Genomic DNA, 18,049 nt, shown 5'->3' with positions numbered 1-18,049 from the left:
ATGACCGAGCTATGGCGACGCGCCTGTGGGTGCCTGTTAGCGGCAGGGATGGTGAATCCGGCGATGGCGCAAACGAGCGTGCCGCCCGAAACGGAAGGCTGGCATCTTCCTGCGCTGCGGTCGGATGATGGTGATGTCACGGGGCGACTCGGCGGACGCCTGCACTTCGACCTGGTGAAGTTCGACGACGACAGCCGCATGCGGGACAACGCCAGTGGCTGGCAGGTTCGGCGCGCCTGGGTGAACCTGATCGGTGAAATATACGGCTTCGACTATCGCATCTCGGTCGATAACGCCGACGACGAGCACTCCTATAAGAGCTTCTATATCCGTCACAAGCTCGGTCCCGGCGTCCTGACCGTCGGGCAGTTCAAGCCGGCTTTCTCATTGGACGACAGCATCAGCTCGGACGACATCAGCCTCATGGATCGCGCGTATGTGGGGACGCAACTCGCGCCGCTGTTCCGTCTCGGCGTGGCTTACATGGGCAGCACGGCGGGAAAGGACGCCACCTACGCGGCGTCCCTGTACAGCCTCAACGACATCGACGGCGTACGTGCGAACGGTGACGGCAAGACGCTGCGTCTCACATGGGCACCGGTGCATGACGAGGAAAGGGTGCTGCACGTCGGACTGTCGCTAGCGAAAGAGCATTATGCGAGCAGCAGCAACGCTGACCTGCCGCCGTCGATGACCGCCTTGCCGGCTGGCCCCAAGTCCAGGCGCAGCCGCCTTCGCCTCTTTCGCATCCAGGACGGCCTGCCGGTGGACGCGGACAAGTACGACCTGGAGCTGGCGGGACGCGTGGGGCCATGGTCGTTACAGGGCGAGTACGGCGGCGCCGTCTATGGCGACGGCGTGCAGCGCGCCGTGGTGCACGCCTCGTACCTCCAGCTCAGCTACTTCCTGAGCGGCGAAGGGCGTCCCTACAATGCGGATACCGCGCGTTTCGATACCGTCCAGGCTCCCGCCTGGGAGCTGGCCGTGCGCTACGACCATGTCGACGCCAACCAGCGTCAATGGGGAATGTCGCCGTCGAGCGACCTCGCCGTCGACAACTGGACGATGGGCGTCAACTGGTATGTCAACGCCAATCTGCGCCTGATGATCAATCTCATCGACGGCCATGAGCGCAACCAGCTCAACGATGCCGTGCTCGACCACACCAGGGCCCTCACCGGGCGGCTGCAGTTCATTTTCTAGGAGTACGCCCGTGTTGACCCTGCTCGGTTTCGGGATGGTATGCACCTTCATGGGGCTGATCATGTATAAGCGGCTTTCGCCGCTCGTGGCCCTGATCGCCGTCCCCATCCTGTTCGCCCTCCTCGGCGGCTTCGGCGAGGGCATCGGCAAGATGATGCTCGACGGCATCGAGGCGATCGCGCCGACGGGCGTGATGCTCATGTTCGCGATCCTCTACTTCGGCGTGATGATCGACGCCGGCTTGTTCGACCCCGTCGTGGCGCTCGTGCTGAAGCTGGTGAAGGGCGATCCGTTGAAGATCGTGATGGGCACGGCCTTGCTGGCCATGGCGATCTCGATGGACGGCGATGGCTCGACCACGTACATGATCACGGTATCGGCGATGCTCCCGCTGTATCGCCGACTGCGCATGAACGCGCTCAACCTGACCTGCGTCACCATCCTGGCGGGCGGCGTGATGAACCTGACGCCCTGGGGCGGGCCGACCGCCCGCGCGGCCAGTGCGTTGCACGTGGACCCGGCGGACATCTTCGTGCCGATGTTGCCGGCCATGGCCGTGGCGCTACTGGGTGTCCTCGCGCTGGCCTGGAAACTGGGCCTGGCCGAGCGGCGCCGCCTTGGCGTGTTGAACATGCCAGGGCAGGGCGCTCATCCCGCGGGGGACGACGACGATTATTCGCAGCTACCCATCCTTGAGCAGGCGGAGGATGCACGGCGTCCCAGGTTGATCTGGATCAATGCCGCGCTCACCCTGGCCCTGATGGTCTCGCTGGTCGTGGGGCTCTTGCCGCTGCCCGTGCTGTTCATGATCGGCTTCGCGCTGGCGTTGACGATCAATTATCCCCAGCTCGCCGAGCAGAGGAGGCGGCTGGCCAGTCATGCGGGCAACGTGCTTGCGGTGGTGGCCCTGATTTTCGCGGCCGGCATATTCACCGGCATCCTTTCCGGCACCGGCATGGTCGAAGCGATGGCCAAGGGCTTGCTGGCGGTCATTCCCGAACGTCTTGGACCGCACCTGGCGGTGATCACCGCCTTGCTCAGCATGCCGCTGACCTTCTTCGTGTCCAACGACGCCTTCTATTACGGCGTCATGCCCATCCTGAGCCACGGTGCCTCCGCCTACGGCATCACCGCCGCGGAGATGGCGCGTGCCTCCCTGGTCGGGCAACCCGTTCACTTGTTGAGCCCCCTGGTGCCCTCGACGTACCTGCTGGTCGGCATGGCGGGTGTCGATTTCGCCGACCACCAGCGTTTCACCCTGAAGTGGGCCGTGCTGATCGGATTGCTGATGCTGGCCGCCTGCCTGCTGCTCGCCTTGTTTCCATTTGCCGGCGCCGCCGCGCCGTGAACCCGAAGAGGATGTGTCGATGAGCCTGCGAATCGCGTATGTCACCAGTGGCATGGGAAGCCTGGGCACCGCCATCTGCCAACAGCTCGCTCGCAGTGGGCACACGGTGGTGGCCGGCTGCGGTCCCGATTCGCCACGCCGTCTGGGCTGGCTGCGCGAGCAGCGGGCGGCGGGTTTCGATTTCATCGCGTCGGAGGGAAACGCCCGTGACTGGGACTCCACGGTGGCCGCGTTCGAGAAGGTGCGCGGCGAGGTGGGCGAGGTGGACGTGCTGGTGAACAATGCCGGCAGCGCGCGCGACATGCTGTTCCGCCACATGACGCCGGCCGACTGGTCGGCGGTGATCGCCAGCAACATCGATTCCCTGTTCAACGTGACCAAGCAGGTCGTCGACGGCATGGCCTCGCGTGGTTGGGGCCGCATCGTGAACGTGGCCTCGGTGAGCGCGCAAAAAGGCCAGATCGGCCAGATCAATTACGCCACGGCGAAGGGTGCGGTGCAGGGGTTCACGCGGGCCCTCGCTGCCGAGATCGCTTCGAGCGGCGTCACCGTCAACACCGTGTCGCCCGGTTATATCGCGGGCTCCGCGCTAGGGTCGTTCCCGCCGGACATGCTCGACCGCCTCGCGACGAGCGTCCCTGTACGGCGGCTGGGCACGCCCGATGAGGTCGCCGCCGTGTGCGGATGGCTGGCCTCGGACGCGGCGGCATTCATCACGGGCGCGGACTATGCCGTCAACGGGGGCTCGTACATGGGCTGACGCGACGACGCGTCACCATATCCTGACTCGTTGTTCCGGCGCGAGATACAACGCCTGGCCCGGCTTCACATCGAAAGCCTCGTACCACGCGTCGATATTGCGCGACGTCCACACGCGTTGCGCCGCCGGTGCGTGCGGGTTGGTCAACAGCCGTTTGCGCAAGTCGGCGTCACGGTAGTTCAGCCGCCATATCTGGGCCCAGCCAAGGAAGAAGCGCTGGTCGCCGCTGAAGCCTTCGAGCGTGGGTGCCGGCTTTCCCTGCAACGAGAGCCGCCAGGCGTCGTAGGCGATGACGAGCCCGCCGAGATCGGCGATGTTCTCGCCAAGGGTCAGGGCGCCGTTGACATTCAGGTCCGGCAGCGGTCGATAGGCGTCGTACTGGCGCGCGAGCGCCTTCGTCCGATCTTCGAACCCTTTCAGGTCCGACGGGGTCCACCACGTCGCCAGGCGCCCGTGCTCGTCGTATTTCGAGCCCTGGTCATCGAACTGATGCGTGATCTCGTGAGCGATGGATGCGCCGATCCCGCCGTAGTTGATGGCGGCATCGGCACCGGCATCGAAGAACGGAGGTTGCAGGATCGCTGCCGGAATGACGATTTCCACAGCGGAAAAATTGGCGAAGGCATCGACGGTCATGGGGGTGACGCGCCATTCGTCGCGATCGAAGGGACGGCCGAGCTTGTTCATTTCGCGGTCGAACGCGAAAGAGCGGGCCCTGAGCTGGTCGCCGAACGCATCGTCGGCGCGCATGTCGAGCCCGGCGTAGTCGCGCCAACGGTCGGGGTAGCCGACCTTGGGGTGGAACGCGGCGAGCTTGGCGCGCGCGCGTGCCTTGGTTCGTGGCGTCATCCAGTCGAGCGCCTGGATCCGCCGGTCCATGGCGGCGAGCAGGTTACGCACCAAGGCTTCGGCAGCGACCTTGTGGTCCGTCGGGAAGTAACGCGCGACATAGGCCTTGCCGACCTCGTCAGGGACGGCATCCACGGCGAAAGCCACGGCGCGTTTCCAACGCGGCTCCGGCTGTTCGGCACCACTCAGGAGACGATCGTGGAACGCGAAGCGTTCCTCCGCGAACGCATGCGGCAAGACATCGCCATAGGCGTCGAGCACCGCGACGCGCATGGCGTCCTTCAGTACAGGCAAGGGCGTGGCGCGGACCACGCGGGCGATGCCGATGACGGCGCCCGGCTGCACGACGACCAGTTCGTTCGTCCTTGCACCGATCCCTTCGAGGAAGGTATTCATGTCGAAGCCCGCCGCCAGGGACGCAAGCTGGGCGCGTGTCCGGCGGTTGTACGTCTTGCCGGCGTCGCGGCTGTCCACCCGGTTCCAGCTGACCTTCGCGATATCGGTTTCCATGCGTAGCAGCGCATCGGCCCGGCGCGAGGCGTCCTGGGTGGTGACCCCCGAAAGAACCAGCAAGCGCGCCACGTGGTCGCGATAGGCGATGCGTGCCTGGACCATCGCCGCGTCCGGCCGCAGGTAGTAATCGCGATCGGGCAAGCCCAGCCCGGCCTGCCCGAGCTTCAACACGTACGCGTCCGGATCGCGGTCATCCTGGGTGACGACGACGTCGAAGGGCGTGGCCACACCTTCGCGCACGGCCTGCGCGGCAACGCGCGCGTAATCGCCGCGCGTGGCGACCGCGTCGATGCGGTCCAGCCAGGGGCGGGCAGGTGCCAGCCCCCTCGTGTCGAGGGCCGCTTCGTCGAGGAAGGCGGTGTAGGCGGCGCCGGCCTTGCTGTGCGGGTCCTTGCGCGCCGATTCCAGAATGTCCTTGACGCGCTCGTGGTTGAGGTCGTCCAGGCGCGTGAACATGCCGTAGTTGGGCTTGTCCGCGGGAACGGGCGTGGAGCGCGCCCATGCGCCATTGGCATAACGGTAGAAGTCGATACCCGGAGCGACCGTGCGGTCCATGCCTGCGATGTCGAAGCCGAACGGCTCGATCGCAGGCTTTCCGTGGGTCTGCGCGTGAAGCGAAAACATCGCGCAACACGCAAGCGATGCGATGAAAACAGCGGCGTGGATTCTCGTCATGGGAGCCCCGGGTTCAGCCTCTGGTGGGTTATCGAGCACGTGCGAAAGCGATGGGAAAGGCAAGTCCAGCGTAATCGGGCGCAACACAGGGTGCCACCATGGAGCGATTTCCTTGAGCAAGCAACGCTTTACCACCATGACACTCAGCGCGACCCTCTGTATCACCACGCTGGCCGCGTGCAGCCAGCAGCAGCCCGATAACGCGCCCGTTGCGTCGTCGAGCGCACCAGCCCCCGCGGAAACCATCGCACAGCGACCGCAAGCTCCCGCGTATACTCCACCGAGTGCGGACCAGCTCTACCAGTTGGTGGCACCGATCGCGCTGTTCCCGGACAAGCTCGTCGCGCAGGTCCTGGCCGGCTCAACATATCCGGATCAGATCGCCGCGGCCGATAACGTCGTCACGCAGAACCCGAAGCTCAAGGGCGCCTTGCTGCAGACGGCGGTGGAGCCGCAGCCATGGGATGCAAGCGTGAAAGGACTTACCGCCTTTCCGTCGGTGCTGGACCAGATGGCGAAGAATCCCGACTGGACCACCGCGCTCGGCCAGGCCTACGTCAACGATCCCACGGATGTGCTGAATGCGATCCAGGTGATGCGCGAGCGTGCGGCGCAGCGTGGCAGCCTGCGTACGTCGCCGCAGCAACGCGTAACCACGCAAACCGTCACCACGACCGAGGTCCAGCAAGACGACGACGACCGGACGGTCGTCCCGCCGCCACGCCAGGTCATCGAGATCGAACCGGCTCAGGAAGACACGGTGTATGTGCCCAGCTATGACCCCGGCGTGGTCTACGGCGAAGAAGCCGTCTATCCCCGCTACACGTATGTCAGGTCGTCCTATAGCACCGGTAACATGGTCGCCGTGGGCGCGGTCAGCTTCGGCGTGGGTGTCCTGGTCGGTGCCTTGCTCGACCACCACGACGGCGGATGGCATTCGTGGGGCATGAACTGGCACGGCGGTTACCAAGGCGGCGGTTACAACGGCGGTGGCTGGCATCGCCCCGCCGTGATCTACAACAACCAGACGTATGTGTCGCATTCCACGACCGTGGTGAATCGCTATACGACGAACAACATCCATAGCGGCACCATCGTGAACAATCGTGATTCGTTCAACCGCGCGACGGCGACGGTGAACAACATCCACGACGGCCGTAACGTCACGAACAATGTCGATAACCGTCGTTTCGACAGTCACGACAACGCGCGTCCCGCGCCCGGGCAGATGAGCGTTCCGGACTTCGCCCGCGCCGGTTACCGAAGTGCGGTGCCACCTCCGGCACGGCAACCCGAGGGGGCAGGAGCAGCCGCACGGCCGCAAGGCTTGGGCGCACCCGCACAGGCGAATGCCGGTTCGCGCTTTGCCGATCACGCCGCCGCGGAGCGGCGGCCCCAGCCTGAAGCGCCGTCCGGATCATCCCACGCGTTCGATAGCCACCCTGAGGAGACACCGCGCGCAAGGCCGGCCGACGCGCCGCCGCAACACACCGAGGAAATGCGGCGTGCCGAGGAAACGCAGCATGCCGAGCAAATGCAGCACGCCGTAAGGGAGCAACCGCCGCAGGTCCGTCCGGAGGTGCCGCAACACCCGGTTGCACAACCGCGCGAGGTTCAGGCGCGGCCCGAAGCCGAATCGCGTCAGCCTCCGTTCGAGGAACATCCGCCGCGCGAAGAACGCCCGCGTCCCGAAGAACATGACATGCCGAGGGAAGCCCGCCCCGCACCGCAGGCGCATCCCCAGGCACACCGCCCCGCGGCACCACCACCGCATCGTCCCGAGCCGAAGAAAGACAAGGACAGCGACCGGTGAGAGCGCTTGCGTCGAGGAGGGGCGAACATGTGGGAGCCGACCCTGTCGGCGATGGGTGCTTGCAACGAACCGACGAACTTATCTGACCTTGACGACGACCTTGCCCTTCGCACGGCCGGATTCGACGTAAGCCAGCGCTTCCTTGGTCGAGTCGAACGGAAAGACGCGATCGACGACGGGACGGATGACGCCCGCTTCGACCAGCGTGGCGATCTCGCGCAGCTGTGTTCCGTTGGCTCGCATGAACAGGAAGGTGTAGTCGAGGCGGCGATGGGCCGCTTTCTTCCTGACGCCTGCGCTGAGCAGCCGGATGATGAGCTTGACGAACCACGGCATGCCGATCTCCCGCGCGAAGGCGGGGTCGGGCGGGCCGGAGATCGAGACGAGGGTGCCGCCCGGCTTGAGGACGCCTAGCGATTTCTCCAGCTCCGCCGCCCCCTGGCTGTGTAGCACGGCGTCGTAGCCGTGCAAGAGCTTGCCGAAATCGTCTTTCTTGTAGTCGACGACGATGTCCGCACCGAGACGCTTCACGAGGTCCGTATTGGCGCCACTCGTCGTGGTGGCTACCGTGGCGCCGAAGTGCCTGGCCAACTGGATGGCGAAGGTGCCGACGCCCCCCGATCCCGCCTGGATGAAAACCTTCGCACCCTTGTTCAATTGCATGCGTTCTACCAGCGCCTGCCATGCCGTCAAACCCACCAGCGGCAACGATGCCGCTTCTTCCATCGTCGTGTTTCCGGGTTTGAGCGCGACGTCGCTTTCATTGACGGCGATGAATTCGGCGAACGTGCCGATGCGGTGGTCCGGTGGCCGCGAATAGACTTCGTCGCCGACTTTGAACTGTCGGACGCGCGATCCTACCTTGGTCACGACGCCGGCCACGTCGTGGCCGAGCACGAGCGGAAGGTGATAAGGGAGGATCAGCTTGAACTCGCCGCTCTTGATCTTGGAGTCCAGCAGGTTCACGCCAGCGGCATGGACCTCGATCAGCACCTCGTTCTCCCGCGGCACGGGTCGCGGCACGTCGCTGAGCCGCATGGAAGCTTTCTTGCCGTACCGGTCGATGAGGAACGCTTTCATGGTGGGCTCTGTGGGGGCGAGGCGTTTCAACCACTCCCCAGGTGGGGTGACTTTCTTTATGATACCCATCATATGTCATCCGGCCGAAAGGGCAAGTACGGGCATCGCGGAAAGCACGATCCTGGTCAATCTCGCCGTTTCCTCATCCGGAGCCCCGCGCCAACGACCACTCTGGCGGCGCGCCAACCCCACGACGGGTACGCCAACACGGAGTGGGGCGTGCCATGCAACAGCGTGCGCCAGGCGTTCTTCGTCTGGCCCGCCTTTGCGTACAGGCGTGCCAGCACAAGCAGGCTTTCGGCTCGCCGACGCCGTGCGATGGCGCGTAGCCGCCGGGTGGGGAGCAGCCGCGCGTATCGCGCATACAACTGGACCCACCCCAGGTAAGCGTGAATGCGATTCGCGCTGTAGTTGACGCCATCACTGGCCCGGACCACGGCCAAGGGCTCGTCGATGACGTGCACGGGGCTTCGCATCGCGAGGCGCACGTAGAGGTCGTAGTCTTCGCCGAATCGCTGTCCTTCATCGAAGCCCCCCACCTCCATGAGCAGGTGCCGGTCCACCATGACCGAATCGATCGCGATGATCGCCTCGATCTTCAGGATATGCTCCGTGATGTCGCCTGCGTGCGGCAACCATGGCGCGAAACCGGATCGATCGACGGGTTCCCCATCGGGATGGATCAGATCCACCGCGGTGTAACTCCAACCGCAGCCGGGCGACGCAAGCAACGCCTCGACTTGTCTTGCGAGCTTCGCAGGCGCCCACAGATCGTCCGAATCCAGGAAAGCGATGAATCGTCCGCGCGCCTGCCGGATGGCCGCGTTGCGCGAGATCGACGGCACGCCGCTGTGCGGCAACCAGAGTACGGTCACGCGAGGATCTTCGATGCCACGTAGCCAGGCCCGTGTCTCCTCCGACGAACCATCGTCGGCGATGATCAGTTCCCAGTCGTCGTAGGACTGTGCGAAAACCGACGCGACCGCTTCGCACAAGTAAGCGGGCCGGTCGTATGTCGGCAGGAGGATGGACACGGTGGGCCCGCCATCGTGGATGTCGTCGCGGTGAAGCGCCATGGATATCCCCTTGAACCGCGAGGCGGCCGTTGGTGCCTGAGTGCCGGTGGCGGCCTCGAAGGTTGCTACCGCCGCGCTGGCTGTACGGCTATCCTCCCGCCATGGCCGACCCCTTTCACGACGACGACCTGGCTCACCTCGCAGTCCACGGTGTTCCGCCCCTTCCCGCGGTTGCCAACAGCGGCTATATCGACAACGAGGGCGCCCGTATCTGGTACGCCAGCGTCGGCGCTGGGCCGCCGGTGGTCCTGCTCCACGGCGGCCTCGGGAACTCGGGTAACTGGGGTTATCAGGTCATGGCGTTGATCGGCGCGGGGTACACGGCCATCCTTATCGACAGCCGCGGCCAAGGCCGGTCGACCCGCGACTCGCGGCCCTATAGCTACGAACTCATGGCCTCGGACACGCGCGCCGTCATGGATGCGTTCGGCATATCCCGTGCCGCCTTCGTTGGCTGGAGCGACGGCGCCGACACCGCGCTCGTCCTGTCGCGGGAAACACCTGGCCGCTCCATGGGCGTGTTCTTCTTCGCCTGCAACGTGGACAGCACCGGTGCCAGGCCGTTCCAGCCGACGCCGGTGATCGATCGTATCTATCATCATCACGTGAAGGAGCACGCAGCACTGTCGCCGCTTGCCGGCCGGTTCGAAGCGATGCGCGACGACCTGGGTGCGATGCAGGCGAACCAGCCGGACTACGGTCCCGACGAACTTCGGGAAATCACCGTGCCGGTCTGGAGCGTTCTTGGCGAGCACGACGAATTCATCGAACGCGAGCATGCCGAGTACATCGCGCGCACCGTCCCGGCGGGCAAGTTCGTCCTGCTGCCTTCCGTCAGCCATTTCGCCCCCCTTCAACGGCCGGATGCGTTCAACCGCGTGATGCTCGACTTCCTGCGGGAGGTAACGCGCCCTTGGCAGGTGTAGGATGGCGGCAGACCTTTAAAGACGCCTTCCCCATGTCCCAGAAAATGAAGATCGATTTTGTATCCGATATCGCGTGCCCGTGGTGCGCGATCGGACTAGGCGGCCTCGAACGCGCGTTGGAGCGCTTGCACGACGTGATCGAGGCGGAGATCGTTTTCCATCCGTTCGAGCTGAACCCCTCGATGCAGCCCGGCGGCGAAAACACGCTGGAACACGTCGTCGCCAAATACCGCATTCCGGCCGACGAGGCGCGGCAGAATCGCGAGCGCATCAGGGCACGCGCCGCCGCGGTAGGGGTCACCATGAACACCTCGGACGCGAGCCGCATCTACAACACGTTCGATGCGCATCGCCTGATCGCCTGGGCAGCGAAGGACGGGAAACAACGCGAGCTGACCCAGCAGCTGTTCGGCGTGTATTTCACCGACCAGACCGATCCTGGCGACCACGACGCACTCGTCGCCGCGGCGGAGCGGGTAGGGCTGAATCCGGAGGAGGCGCGTGCGGTGCTCGAATCCGGTCGCTACGCCGATGAGGTGCGCCGGGACGAAGCCCTCTGGCAGGGCCGGGGCATCACGGGCGTACCCGCCGTCATCGTCAACGACCAGTACCTGATTTCCGGAGGCCAGCCGCCCGAGGAGTTCGAACGGCAGCTGCGTGGCATAGCCAACGCTACCGCTTGACCGGATCCGTCGCGGACAGGGTGATCTCGATGCGATGATCGCCCTGGGTGCCGGGTGGGATGGCCAGCGGGCACGCGCCGCCGTCGAAGCGACAAGAGACCACGTGCCCGCCTCGGCCGCGAAGGGCGATGGTCAGCGTGGCTCCGCGGTAGTGGACACCTTCCAGCGTGACGGCCCCGATGCCGGCGGGAAGCAAGGGATCCACATGCAGGCCATCCTCCTCGGCATGAAGCCCGAATAGCCCATTGTCGACAAGGCGAAGATAGGCGGTGGCGGACCAGGTCTGGTCCTTCTCGGCAGGCCACTGATGGCCAGCCTGCCAGCCACCGTCCACGGCGCCGCTGCGGGCGTTGTAGATCTCCCAGAATCCACCGCTGCGAATCGGCAGCTCGGCCTGTTGGCGGAGCAGGGCGCCGAAGCCGTCGATGTCGCGTCGCATCGCGATCGCACTGCCCCAGAAGCCCTGGGTCATCGGCCACATGATGTTGTTATGCCTGCCCGGGCGTTCGTCGCTGTATCGCTGGAAGGCGGGCGAGACGTCTTCGATGCCCCAGGGGGCCACCGTCGCGCCGCGGATGATCGCGTCTGAGCGCGACCCGTCGGCAACGCCGAACAGTATGGCGAACGACAGGCCCAGGCCTTCCTGGCTATCGGCGGTCTCGAGTTCGAGGCCCGGGGCATGCAGGTACCGGTATCGGCCTGTCGCGGCGTTCCAGAAGTGCCGGTCGATCGCCGTCTTCAGCGCGTCCGCTTGGGCTTGCAGTGCCACGGCGTTCGCATTGCCGAGGACGCGGGCCATCCGTGCGGCGCTGAGATACGCCGCGTAGTGAATGGCGTTGGTGCTCAAGGCGGCGATACGCGCGCTGGCGGGGTAATCGCCGACGAAGCTGCCTTTGCTTTCCGTGGCGTCGGTTACCGGCTGCGGGTAGCCGGATATGCCGTCGTTGATGACCGAGGGGCCGAGGAACAGTCCCGACGCCGGATCGAAGGCCTTGGCGCGATGCGTGGCAAGCGTTCGTGTGGCGGCGTCGAAGGCGATGGAAAGGAAGGCGTGGTCGCCGGTGACGAGGTAATGGTGCCATGCGGCCACTACCCAGATCGCCTGGTCCCACTGCTGATTGTCCTGGCGCACGATGTAGCCGTCATCGCTGCGATCGACCACGGCGAACAGCGTGTTCCGCGCCAGGCCGGGAGCGAGCAGGCTCAGCGCGTTCCAACTGTTGATCGACGCGTCGCGTGTCCATGCGGCGGCGTATCCACCGCCGGCGCGCACCATGCGTGCCGGCGAGCCCGTGAGCAGGCCGCTTTGCTGGTGAGCCTGGTCGGCATCCACCTGGTTGATGCGCAGCACGTTGTCCAGCGCCATGCGGTAGGCCCGTCCATAGAGCGCGTCGCTTTCGGGGCGGGCGAAGGTGATGCTCGGTCCATCGACGGGATGTGTCGTCGCGGGAGGTGCGGTGTGCCGTGGGGAAGCGCATGCACCGAGAAGAGCCGACAAGGCGAGTGTGGAAAGGCGGCGAAGCGGGGACAAGACGATCTCCAGCGTCAAGGCATCCGGCTGAGCGTAGCGTCTTGCCGCCTTGACGGAAAGATTCGGACCCCGAGCTGAAGATAGGGATGACCCGCATACTCCATTCAGTCGCTGCTCTCAGGAAAGGTGACCGGCGTCGTTGCCCGGCCTGAAGATCGCCGCTACGATCACGGCCAGTTCCATCCTGCCGACGAATCGGGATCTCCACATGATCGATCGCCTCAAGTCGCGACTGGCGTGTTACGCCATGATCGCAGGCGCCGCCTTGGCAGCCGGTTGCGCCACGATCCCTTCGCCGTCGAAGCACGACGATGCGACGAAGCGCGAAGGCGCGGTCAGTTATTCACGGATCGAGGCCAGCGCGAACGAGCAATACAAACTCACGCAGAGCGAACATGCGTTCGGCGCCCAGCCCATCACGAACGATCCTCCTGTCTATCCCGAGAGCCTGGTCGGAAAAGCGCTGCCGCCGGCGACGGTCGGGGTCAAGGCCATCGTCGACGAGGCCGGGCATGTCACGGACGTGAGGGATCTCGATACCTCGCCGGACCCCGGCCACCAGGCGTTGTTCCAGGCGTGCAGGACCGCCGTGATGGGATGGACATTCACTCCCATGACCGTCGTGCAGGAATCGGACGATGGCCGTGGAAACATCAGCCAGGTGAAGAAGAACGCCGCCTTCAGTCTCGACTACGCTTTCCGCTTCGAACTCGTCGATGGACGACCGCGCGTGACCGCCACGAACTAGTGCCTCAACTCGCTTGAAACTGCTTCAGCGGCTCATAGGTGGCGCGGTAGCTGCGCGGCGTGATGAACGGCATGAGCAAGGTACGAAGGGCGTGGGGCAGGCGGGCCGCCTTCGATAGCCGATCCGTCATCGCCTGCACGTGGGCGACGCGGTCCCGCCGGGCATGCTCGAAGCGCCGGCCGATCGCCGTCACGTCATCGCTCTCGGCGACGATGGCGGCGAGAGCGAGCGCGTCTTCCATCGCCAGTGCCGCACCTTCCGCCCAAACCGGGGCCGTGGCGTGCGCCGCGTCACCGATGAGGATCACCCTGTCCTTCGTCCAACTCGTGAGCCTCACTTCCTCGATGGGCGAATGGTAGACATCTTCCGGATGCGCCAGGGCCCAATTCAACGCCTTGCGTACGCGCTCGGGGAACCCTCGGAAAGCATCGCCCAGATGGCGATGGTCGTTGCCGGAAACGCCTGTCGACCTCACGGAGACCCAACCGTAAACCGTGGCATCGTCGACGGGAAGCAGCAGGATCATGCCGTGCTCGCCGGTCCATAGCGTCCAGCCGTCGATGCCGCCGGGGTTGGGCGCCATGAAGCGCCAACTCGCCGAGGCGAGCCTGGCCGTCGTGGCGCCCTGCGATCCCATCGTCATCTCCCGCACGGTGGAACGCACGCCATCGGCACCGACGAGCAGGCGGCCGGAGACCGATTCCCCACCCGTCAGGCTCACCTGCACAGCAGCTGCGTCCTGCTGAATGGCTGTGATGGTGGCGCCGAAACGGACGGCCGAGGCCGGGAGGCCGGAGCCCAGCATCGCCATGAGATCCGCGCGGCGCACGGCTCGCGGCCGCATGGTTTCGCCCCAGAACGCGTCTTCGTCGATGGCGGCCAGAAGACGGTCGCTGCCCGTACGATATTCACGCTTGCGCACGGGGTGCCCGAGCCGCTCGATGGCATCGGTCAGGCCCAGCCGGCGGAGCGCGGCGATGGCGTTACCAGGAAGATTGATGGCAAGGCCACCGTCGGCCGCCTGCGCACTCCGTTCGAGCACCAGGGAATCGACCCCTCGCTGCCTGAGGGCACGCGAGGTGGCCAGACCGGCGATGCCACCACCTACGATGACGATGGGATGCGAATCGTTGGACGCCATGGGAGGCTGCTTGCTGGGGACGGCTCGCGATTCTCTCCCATGCGTGTGTCGCGGCACACACCCCTTTTGGGGCTGGACAAACGGCAATATCAGTACTGGTACTGCAAGGTCACCCCGATCGTCCGCGGCTGGTTGAGCGCCACGCGCCGCGTGGTCGGCAGGTCGGCGGAGATGGCGACCGGCAGATCGGTCTCGCCGCGTTTGTCGAACAGGTTGGTGGCGTAGAACGAGATATCGAATCCGTTACGGCCTTCCACGCCTACGCGGATGTTCGTGGTGGCGAACCCCTTGCGGCGATAGAACGGGCTCTCCCGGTCGTACAGGAAGTTCGAATCCCCCACATAACTCAGGTCCGCGCGCATGAACCCGTCGTACTGCGCGTTGACGCGACGGCGGTACTCGGCCGCGAGCGAGCCGGTGAAGCGAGGCACGTTCACGAGGCGGTCGCCGTCCTTCGCCGAGGTACCCGGCACGTCATTCTTGAGATGGGCATCGTTGTAGCTGAAGCCGGCGCTCAACGTCACCGCGTTGACGGGCAGGAACTTCATCTCCAGTTCCGCGCCCTGGCTGACGGCCTTGCCGAAGTTCGCGGTGATGTTATAGCCGCAACCAAGCACGATCTGCTGCTGAACGTGGTCCCAGTCGATGTGGTAGACGGACGCGTCGATGAGCAGGCGGCGATCCAGCCATGAGCTCTTGAAACCCAACTCGTAGTTCCACAGGGTGTCCGGGTTGTACTTGTTCAGCTGCGACTGGCTCAGACCCAGCCCGGCCACTTCCGAACCGCACAGGGCTGCAGGTGCCGGGTTGTTCGGGCCACCCGGCCGGTAGCCTTCCGACGCCGTCACGTAGACCATGTTGTCCGGACTGACCTGGTACTGCAGCGTGAACTTCGGCGTGCTGCCGTAATCCTTCGAGCTGCTGCGCACGGTGCTCGGGCCGCCATTGAGCAGGCCGTCACCGCTCTGCGAGAAGCCTTGCTTGACCTCGAAGGCGCGGATGCCCGCGCTGGCCTTCAGCTTATCGGTGATGTTCCAGGAGAGCTCCCCGAACACGGCGTATTCCTTGAGCGTCGCGTTACGCGCACCCTGGTATATCGTCGAGTACGCAGGGAAGGGCGTGTCGAAGGCTTGGTTGAACCCGCCGGGGTAGGGAATCGACGAGGCCAGCGGCGCGCGGACATCGTGATAGAACGCGCCCAGGATCGCCTGCACCGGACCATCGAACTTGCTGGTCGCCCGCACTTCCTCGGTGAATTCCTTGTTCTTGTAGCTGCCGTACATCGTGGTCGGGTAGACGCTGGGCAGGCCGAAGAAGTAGTTGATGACCTTCGAGCTGTCGTCGCGAATATTGACGTTGCGCGTGAAGTACGAGCTCGACGACATCAGTTCGAACGCATCGAACTGCTTGTGGATCGCGATATTGGAAATCGTCGACTCCTGCACGTTGGCTTCGTTGACGTCACGCACCTGGTACGGGTTGTCGAGCGTCGCGGGGATCTTGTCGTAGGTGAATGGCGAGCCCAGCTTGGAATACTGGTAGATGACGCTGGGCGTGATCGTGAGCGTGTCGTCCGGCTTGATCAGCATCGCCACGCGTGCGCCATACGTCTTGTATGTGTTGACGTTGTCTTTCTTCCTGCCGTCCGGGTCGGCTTCGAGGTAGTTCGACGGGGAGATCGGGTAGCGATCGATATAACCGTCGTCGTGGCGGTAGTACGCGGACACGCGCAGGGCTACCTTGTCCTTGAGCAGGGGGACGTTCAACACGCCATTGACGTTGGCGTTGGGGCCGCCATGGTACGTACCGGAGACATCCGTCCTGATGCGCGCTTCGACGAAATCCAGATCCGGCTGATTGGTCACGTACTTGACCGTGCCGCCCATGGAACTCGAACCGTAGATCGTGCCCTGCGGACCGCGCAGCACCTCGACGCGCTCGATGTCGAACACCGATGGATCGATGACGCCACGCGTCGACAGCAGCGCGGCGTTGCTCGACGCCGCGATGGGAACATCGTCGAGGTAGTAGCCGACCGTGGCGGCGGAGCCCGCGCTCGACGAGATGCCACGGATGATCAGGTTGTTCGAGCCGGGGCCGGAGGACGCGACAGTCAACGAGGGCGCGATACGGGCCAGGTCGACGAGACTGGTGACGCCCTGGCGTTCGAGTTGTTCGCCGGTCAGTGCCGTCATGCTGATCGGCACCTTCTGGATGTCCTGCTCTCGCTTGGCGGCGGTGACCGTGATGCCTTCGAGGGTCTGCGGCGTATCGGAGGCCTGCGCCTTCTTCTTTTCACTGGCCGGCGCGGACGCGTTCTGCGCGCTGACCAGACCCGGGGCCAGGGCGACCGACAGCAGGGCCGTGTAGAGAAGGGTACGCTTGAGATCGTGGTTCATGGAATTCCCCGTTAAACGTGCAGCCTTTCGCGCACGCCCTTCGACAGGGCGTGTTCTATGGTTGGTGTGTCGTACCCCTGACATCCTCTGATACGGATGTATAGCCATCTGAACCGCATTTGCTGCGGTGCACGCTTCCTGGTTTCGATCAGATCAAAAAGTTTTGATGGCGTCAAGCTTTTACGTTACGATCGAATCGCACCACAAGATGGCCGCCTGAAAGGGTCCCACTCGAATCTCATGCTCCAGGGGTGTCATGAAAACCATGTCCGTGCTTTTCTGCGCCGTGGGCGCAGTGGTGGCGACCGCCGCCGTGTCGGCTGAAACACCGGCCGTGTCGGCCGCCCAGGCCATCAAGCAAACGCTCGACGCCAGCGCCGCCGCCTGGTCGGCCGGTGACCTGAAGACGTTCATGGAGTGCTACGAACGCGCGCCGGGTACCCGCTATGTCAGCGCGAGTGGCGTCATCGAGGGCTACGAGGCGATCGAAGCGATGTATGCCTCGCGTTTCCAGAAGCCAGGTGCCAGCCTGGGCAAGCTCACCCTTGAGCTGATCGACGTCAAGCCACTCGGTTCCCAGTACGCCTTCGTCATCGGCCGCTATCACCTCAAGCCCGACTCGGGCGCCGAGGTCTCGGGACTCACGACGCTGCTGTTCCACAAGGTCGGCTCGCGCTGGCTTATCAGTAGCGACCACAGCTCGTAACCATGGCGGGCGCACAAGCGACGCCGGACAAGGCCGCGGGGCTAAGCATCGGTTCTGCGATCCGCGACCGGCGACGCGGTCTGGGCCTCACCCTGCAAGCGCTTGCCAATAGCTCCGGGCTTTCCATCCCGTTCCTGTCGCAGGTCGAGCGGAACCTCGCGCACCCGTCGCTGCTGTCCCTTGAAGCGATCGCCAAGGCGCTCGACGTGGACGTCGACTATTTCGTCGGCGTGCCCACACCGGGGCAGATCGTCTGCCGGGCGGGTGAGCACGAGAGGATCGACCTGGAATCGCCGGTGGTCTACGAACGGTTGAGTGGCCGCCATGCCGAACGCAAGATGGAGGCACTCCGGCTGATTGTTCCGCCCGGTCTCGCGGCCCCGACCATCCATCGCGAAGGCGAGGGGTTCTGGTACATCCTGAGCGGCACGCTCGAAATGACGGTTGGCAGGAAGAAGCTTGTACTGAACACTGGCGATAGCGCGCATTTCGACCAGAGGCATCCCTACAGCATGCGCAACGTCGGCAAGTCGGAAGTGCGCATGATCTGGGTGGGAACCCCGGCGATCTTCAAGGACTGAATGAAAGGCGCCACCGT

The 18,049-nt window shown here is 64.8% G+C and carries 15 protein-coding genes; 9 read left to right on the top strand and 6 right to left on the bottom strand.

The genetic code is table 11. From position 1 onward, the window contains the following. Genes QFZ41_RS00350 through phbB form a run of 3 tightly spaced genes read left to right on the top strand, consistent with a single transcriptional unit; the run spans position 1 to position 3,311 of the window. Positions 1 to 1,203: an OprO/OprP family phosphate-selective porin gene (locus QFZ41_RS00350; protein ID WP_429196814.1), complete on the top strand. Its 1,203-nt coding sequence runs from the start codon at positions 1 to 3 to the stop codon at positions 1,201 to 1,203. Between the two features lie 10 nt (positions 1,204 to 1,213). Beyond that, positions 1,214 to 2,551: a CitMHS family transporter gene (locus QFZ41_RS00345; protein ID WP_429196812.1), complete on the top strand. Its 1,338-nt coding sequence runs from the start codon at positions 1,214 to 1,216 to the stop codon at positions 2,549 to 2,551. A 19-nt stretch (positions 2,552 to 2,570) separates the two neighbouring features. Next, a complete protein-coding gene (gene phbB / locus QFZ41_RS00340; RefSeq protein ID WP_429196810.1) occupies positions 2,571 to 3,311 on the top strand; it encodes an acetoacetyl-CoA reductase in 741 nt (246 codons plus the stop codon). A gap of 12 nt (positions 3,312 to 3,323) precedes the next feature. Here phbB and QFZ41_RS00335 read toward each other — a convergent pair whose 3' ends face one another. Continuing rightward, positions 3,324 to 5,348 carry a M13 family metallopeptidase gene (locus tag QFZ41_RS00335; RefSeq protein ID WP_429196808.1) on the bottom strand — a complete coding sequence of 675 codons (2,025 nt, stop codon included), beginning with the start codon at positions 5,346 to 5,348 and terminating at the stop codon, positions 3,324 to 3,326. 112 nt (positions 5,349 to 5,460) lie between these two features. Between QFZ41_RS00335 and QFZ41_RS00330 the strand changes: the two genes are divergently transcribed. Then, complete coding sequence (locus QFZ41_RS00330) at positions 5,461 to 7,161, top strand: DUF3300 domain-containing protein (RefSeq protein ID WP_429196806.1); 1,701 nt, start codon at positions 5,461 to 5,463, stop codon at positions 7,159 to 7,161. A 78-nt stretch (positions 7,162 to 7,239) separates the two neighbouring features. Here QFZ41_RS00330 and QFZ41_RS00325 read toward each other — a convergent pair whose 3' ends face one another. Together QFZ41_RS00325 and QFZ41_RS00320 are read right to left on the bottom strand one after the other, a co-directional pair. Next, a complete protein-coding gene (locus QFZ41_RS00325) occupies positions 7,240 to 8,241 on the bottom strand; it encodes an NADP-dependent oxidoreductase (protein ID WP_429196804.1) in 1,002 nt (333 codons plus the stop codon). A gap of 125 nt (positions 8,242 to 8,366) precedes the next feature. Beyond that, positions 8,367 to 9,317, bottom strand: coding sequence for a glycosyltransferase family 2 protein (locus tag QFZ41_RS00320; protein ID WP_429196802.1), 951 nt, complete (start codon positions 9,315 to 9,317; stop codon positions 8,367 to 8,369). Between the two features lie 101 nt (positions 9,318 to 9,418). On the opposite strand from QFZ41_RS00320, the gene QFZ41_RS00315 reads away from it, so the two are divergent. Together QFZ41_RS00315 and QFZ41_RS00310 are read left to right on the top strand one after the other, a co-directional pair. Continuing rightward, a complete protein-coding gene (locus QFZ41_RS00315) occupies positions 9,419 to 10,243 on the top strand; it encodes an alpha/beta fold hydrolase (protein ID WP_429196800.1) in 825 nt (274 codons plus the stop codon). A 32-nt stretch (positions 10,244 to 10,275) separates the two neighbouring features. Further along, positions 10,276 to 10,926 carry a DsbA family oxidoreductase gene (locus tag QFZ41_RS00310; protein WP_429196798.1) on the top strand — a complete coding sequence of 217 codons (651 nt, stop codon included), beginning with the start codon at positions 10,276 to 10,278 and terminating at the stop codon, positions 10,924 to 10,926. On the opposite strand, the gene QFZ41_RS00305 is transcribed toward QFZ41_RS00310, so the two are convergent. Further along, the gene (locus QFZ41_RS00305) at positions 10,916 to 12,457 is read right to left on the bottom strand and encodes an MGH1-like glycoside hydrolase domain-containing protein (protein WP_429196796.1); all 1,542 of its coding nucleotides are present in this window, start codon (positions 12,455 to 12,457) and stop codon (positions 10,916 to 10,918) included. The two genes, QFZ41_RS00310 and QFZ41_RS00305, sit on opposite strands and share 11 nt — an antisense overlap. 208 nt (positions 12,458 to 12,665) lie before the next feature. Between QFZ41_RS00305 and QFZ41_RS00300 the strand changes: the two genes are divergently transcribed. Beyond that, positions 12,666 to 13,205, top strand: coding sequence for an energy transducer TonB (locus tag QFZ41_RS00300; RefSeq protein WP_429196794.1), 540 nt, complete (start codon positions 12,666 to 12,668; stop codon positions 13,203 to 13,205). 4 nt (positions 13,206 to 13,209) lie between these two features. Here QFZ41_RS00300 and QFZ41_RS00295 read toward each other — a convergent pair whose 3' ends face one another. Both QFZ41_RS00295 and QFZ41_RS00290 read right to left on the bottom strand, forming a co-directional pair. Beyond that, the gene (locus tag QFZ41_RS00295; protein WP_429196792.1) at positions 13,210 to 14,346 is read right to left on the bottom strand and encodes an FAD-dependent monooxygenase; all 1,137 of its coding nucleotides are present in this window, start codon (positions 14,344 to 14,346) and stop codon (positions 13,210 to 13,212) included. Positions 14,347 to 14,435: 89 nt separating this feature from the next. Further along, positions 14,436 to 16,745, bottom strand: coding sequence for a TonB-dependent receptor (locus tag QFZ41_RS00290; RefSeq protein WP_429196790.1), 2,310 nt, complete (start codon positions 16,743 to 16,745; stop codon positions 14,436 to 14,438). A gap of 256 nt (positions 16,746 to 17,001) precedes the next feature. Here QFZ41_RS00290 and QFZ41_RS00285 point away from each other — a divergent pair, with 256 nt between their 5' ends. Then, positions 17,002 to 17,451: a YybH family protein gene (locus QFZ41_RS00285; protein ID WP_429196788.1), complete on the top strand. Its 450-nt coding sequence runs from the start codon at positions 17,002 to 17,004 to the stop codon at positions 17,449 to 17,451. 2 nt (positions 17,452 to 17,453) lie between these two features. Next, the gene (locus QFZ41_RS00280; RefSeq protein ID WP_429196786.1) at positions 17,454 to 18,032 is read left to right on the top strand and encodes a helix-turn-helix domain-containing protein; all 579 of its coding nucleotides are present in this window, start codon (positions 17,454 to 17,456) and stop codon (positions 18,030 to 18,032) included. The last annotated feature ends 17 nt before the right edge of the window (positions 18,033 to 18,049 follow it).

Source organism: Luteibacter sp. W1I16 (genome assembly GCF_050434905.1).
GTDB lineage: Bacteria > Pseudomonadota > Gammaproteobacteria > Xanthomonadales > Rhodanobacteraceae > Luteibacter.
Note: the sequence above shows the minus strand (reverse complement) of the source record. Positions and strands in the feature narration are given on the sequence as shown.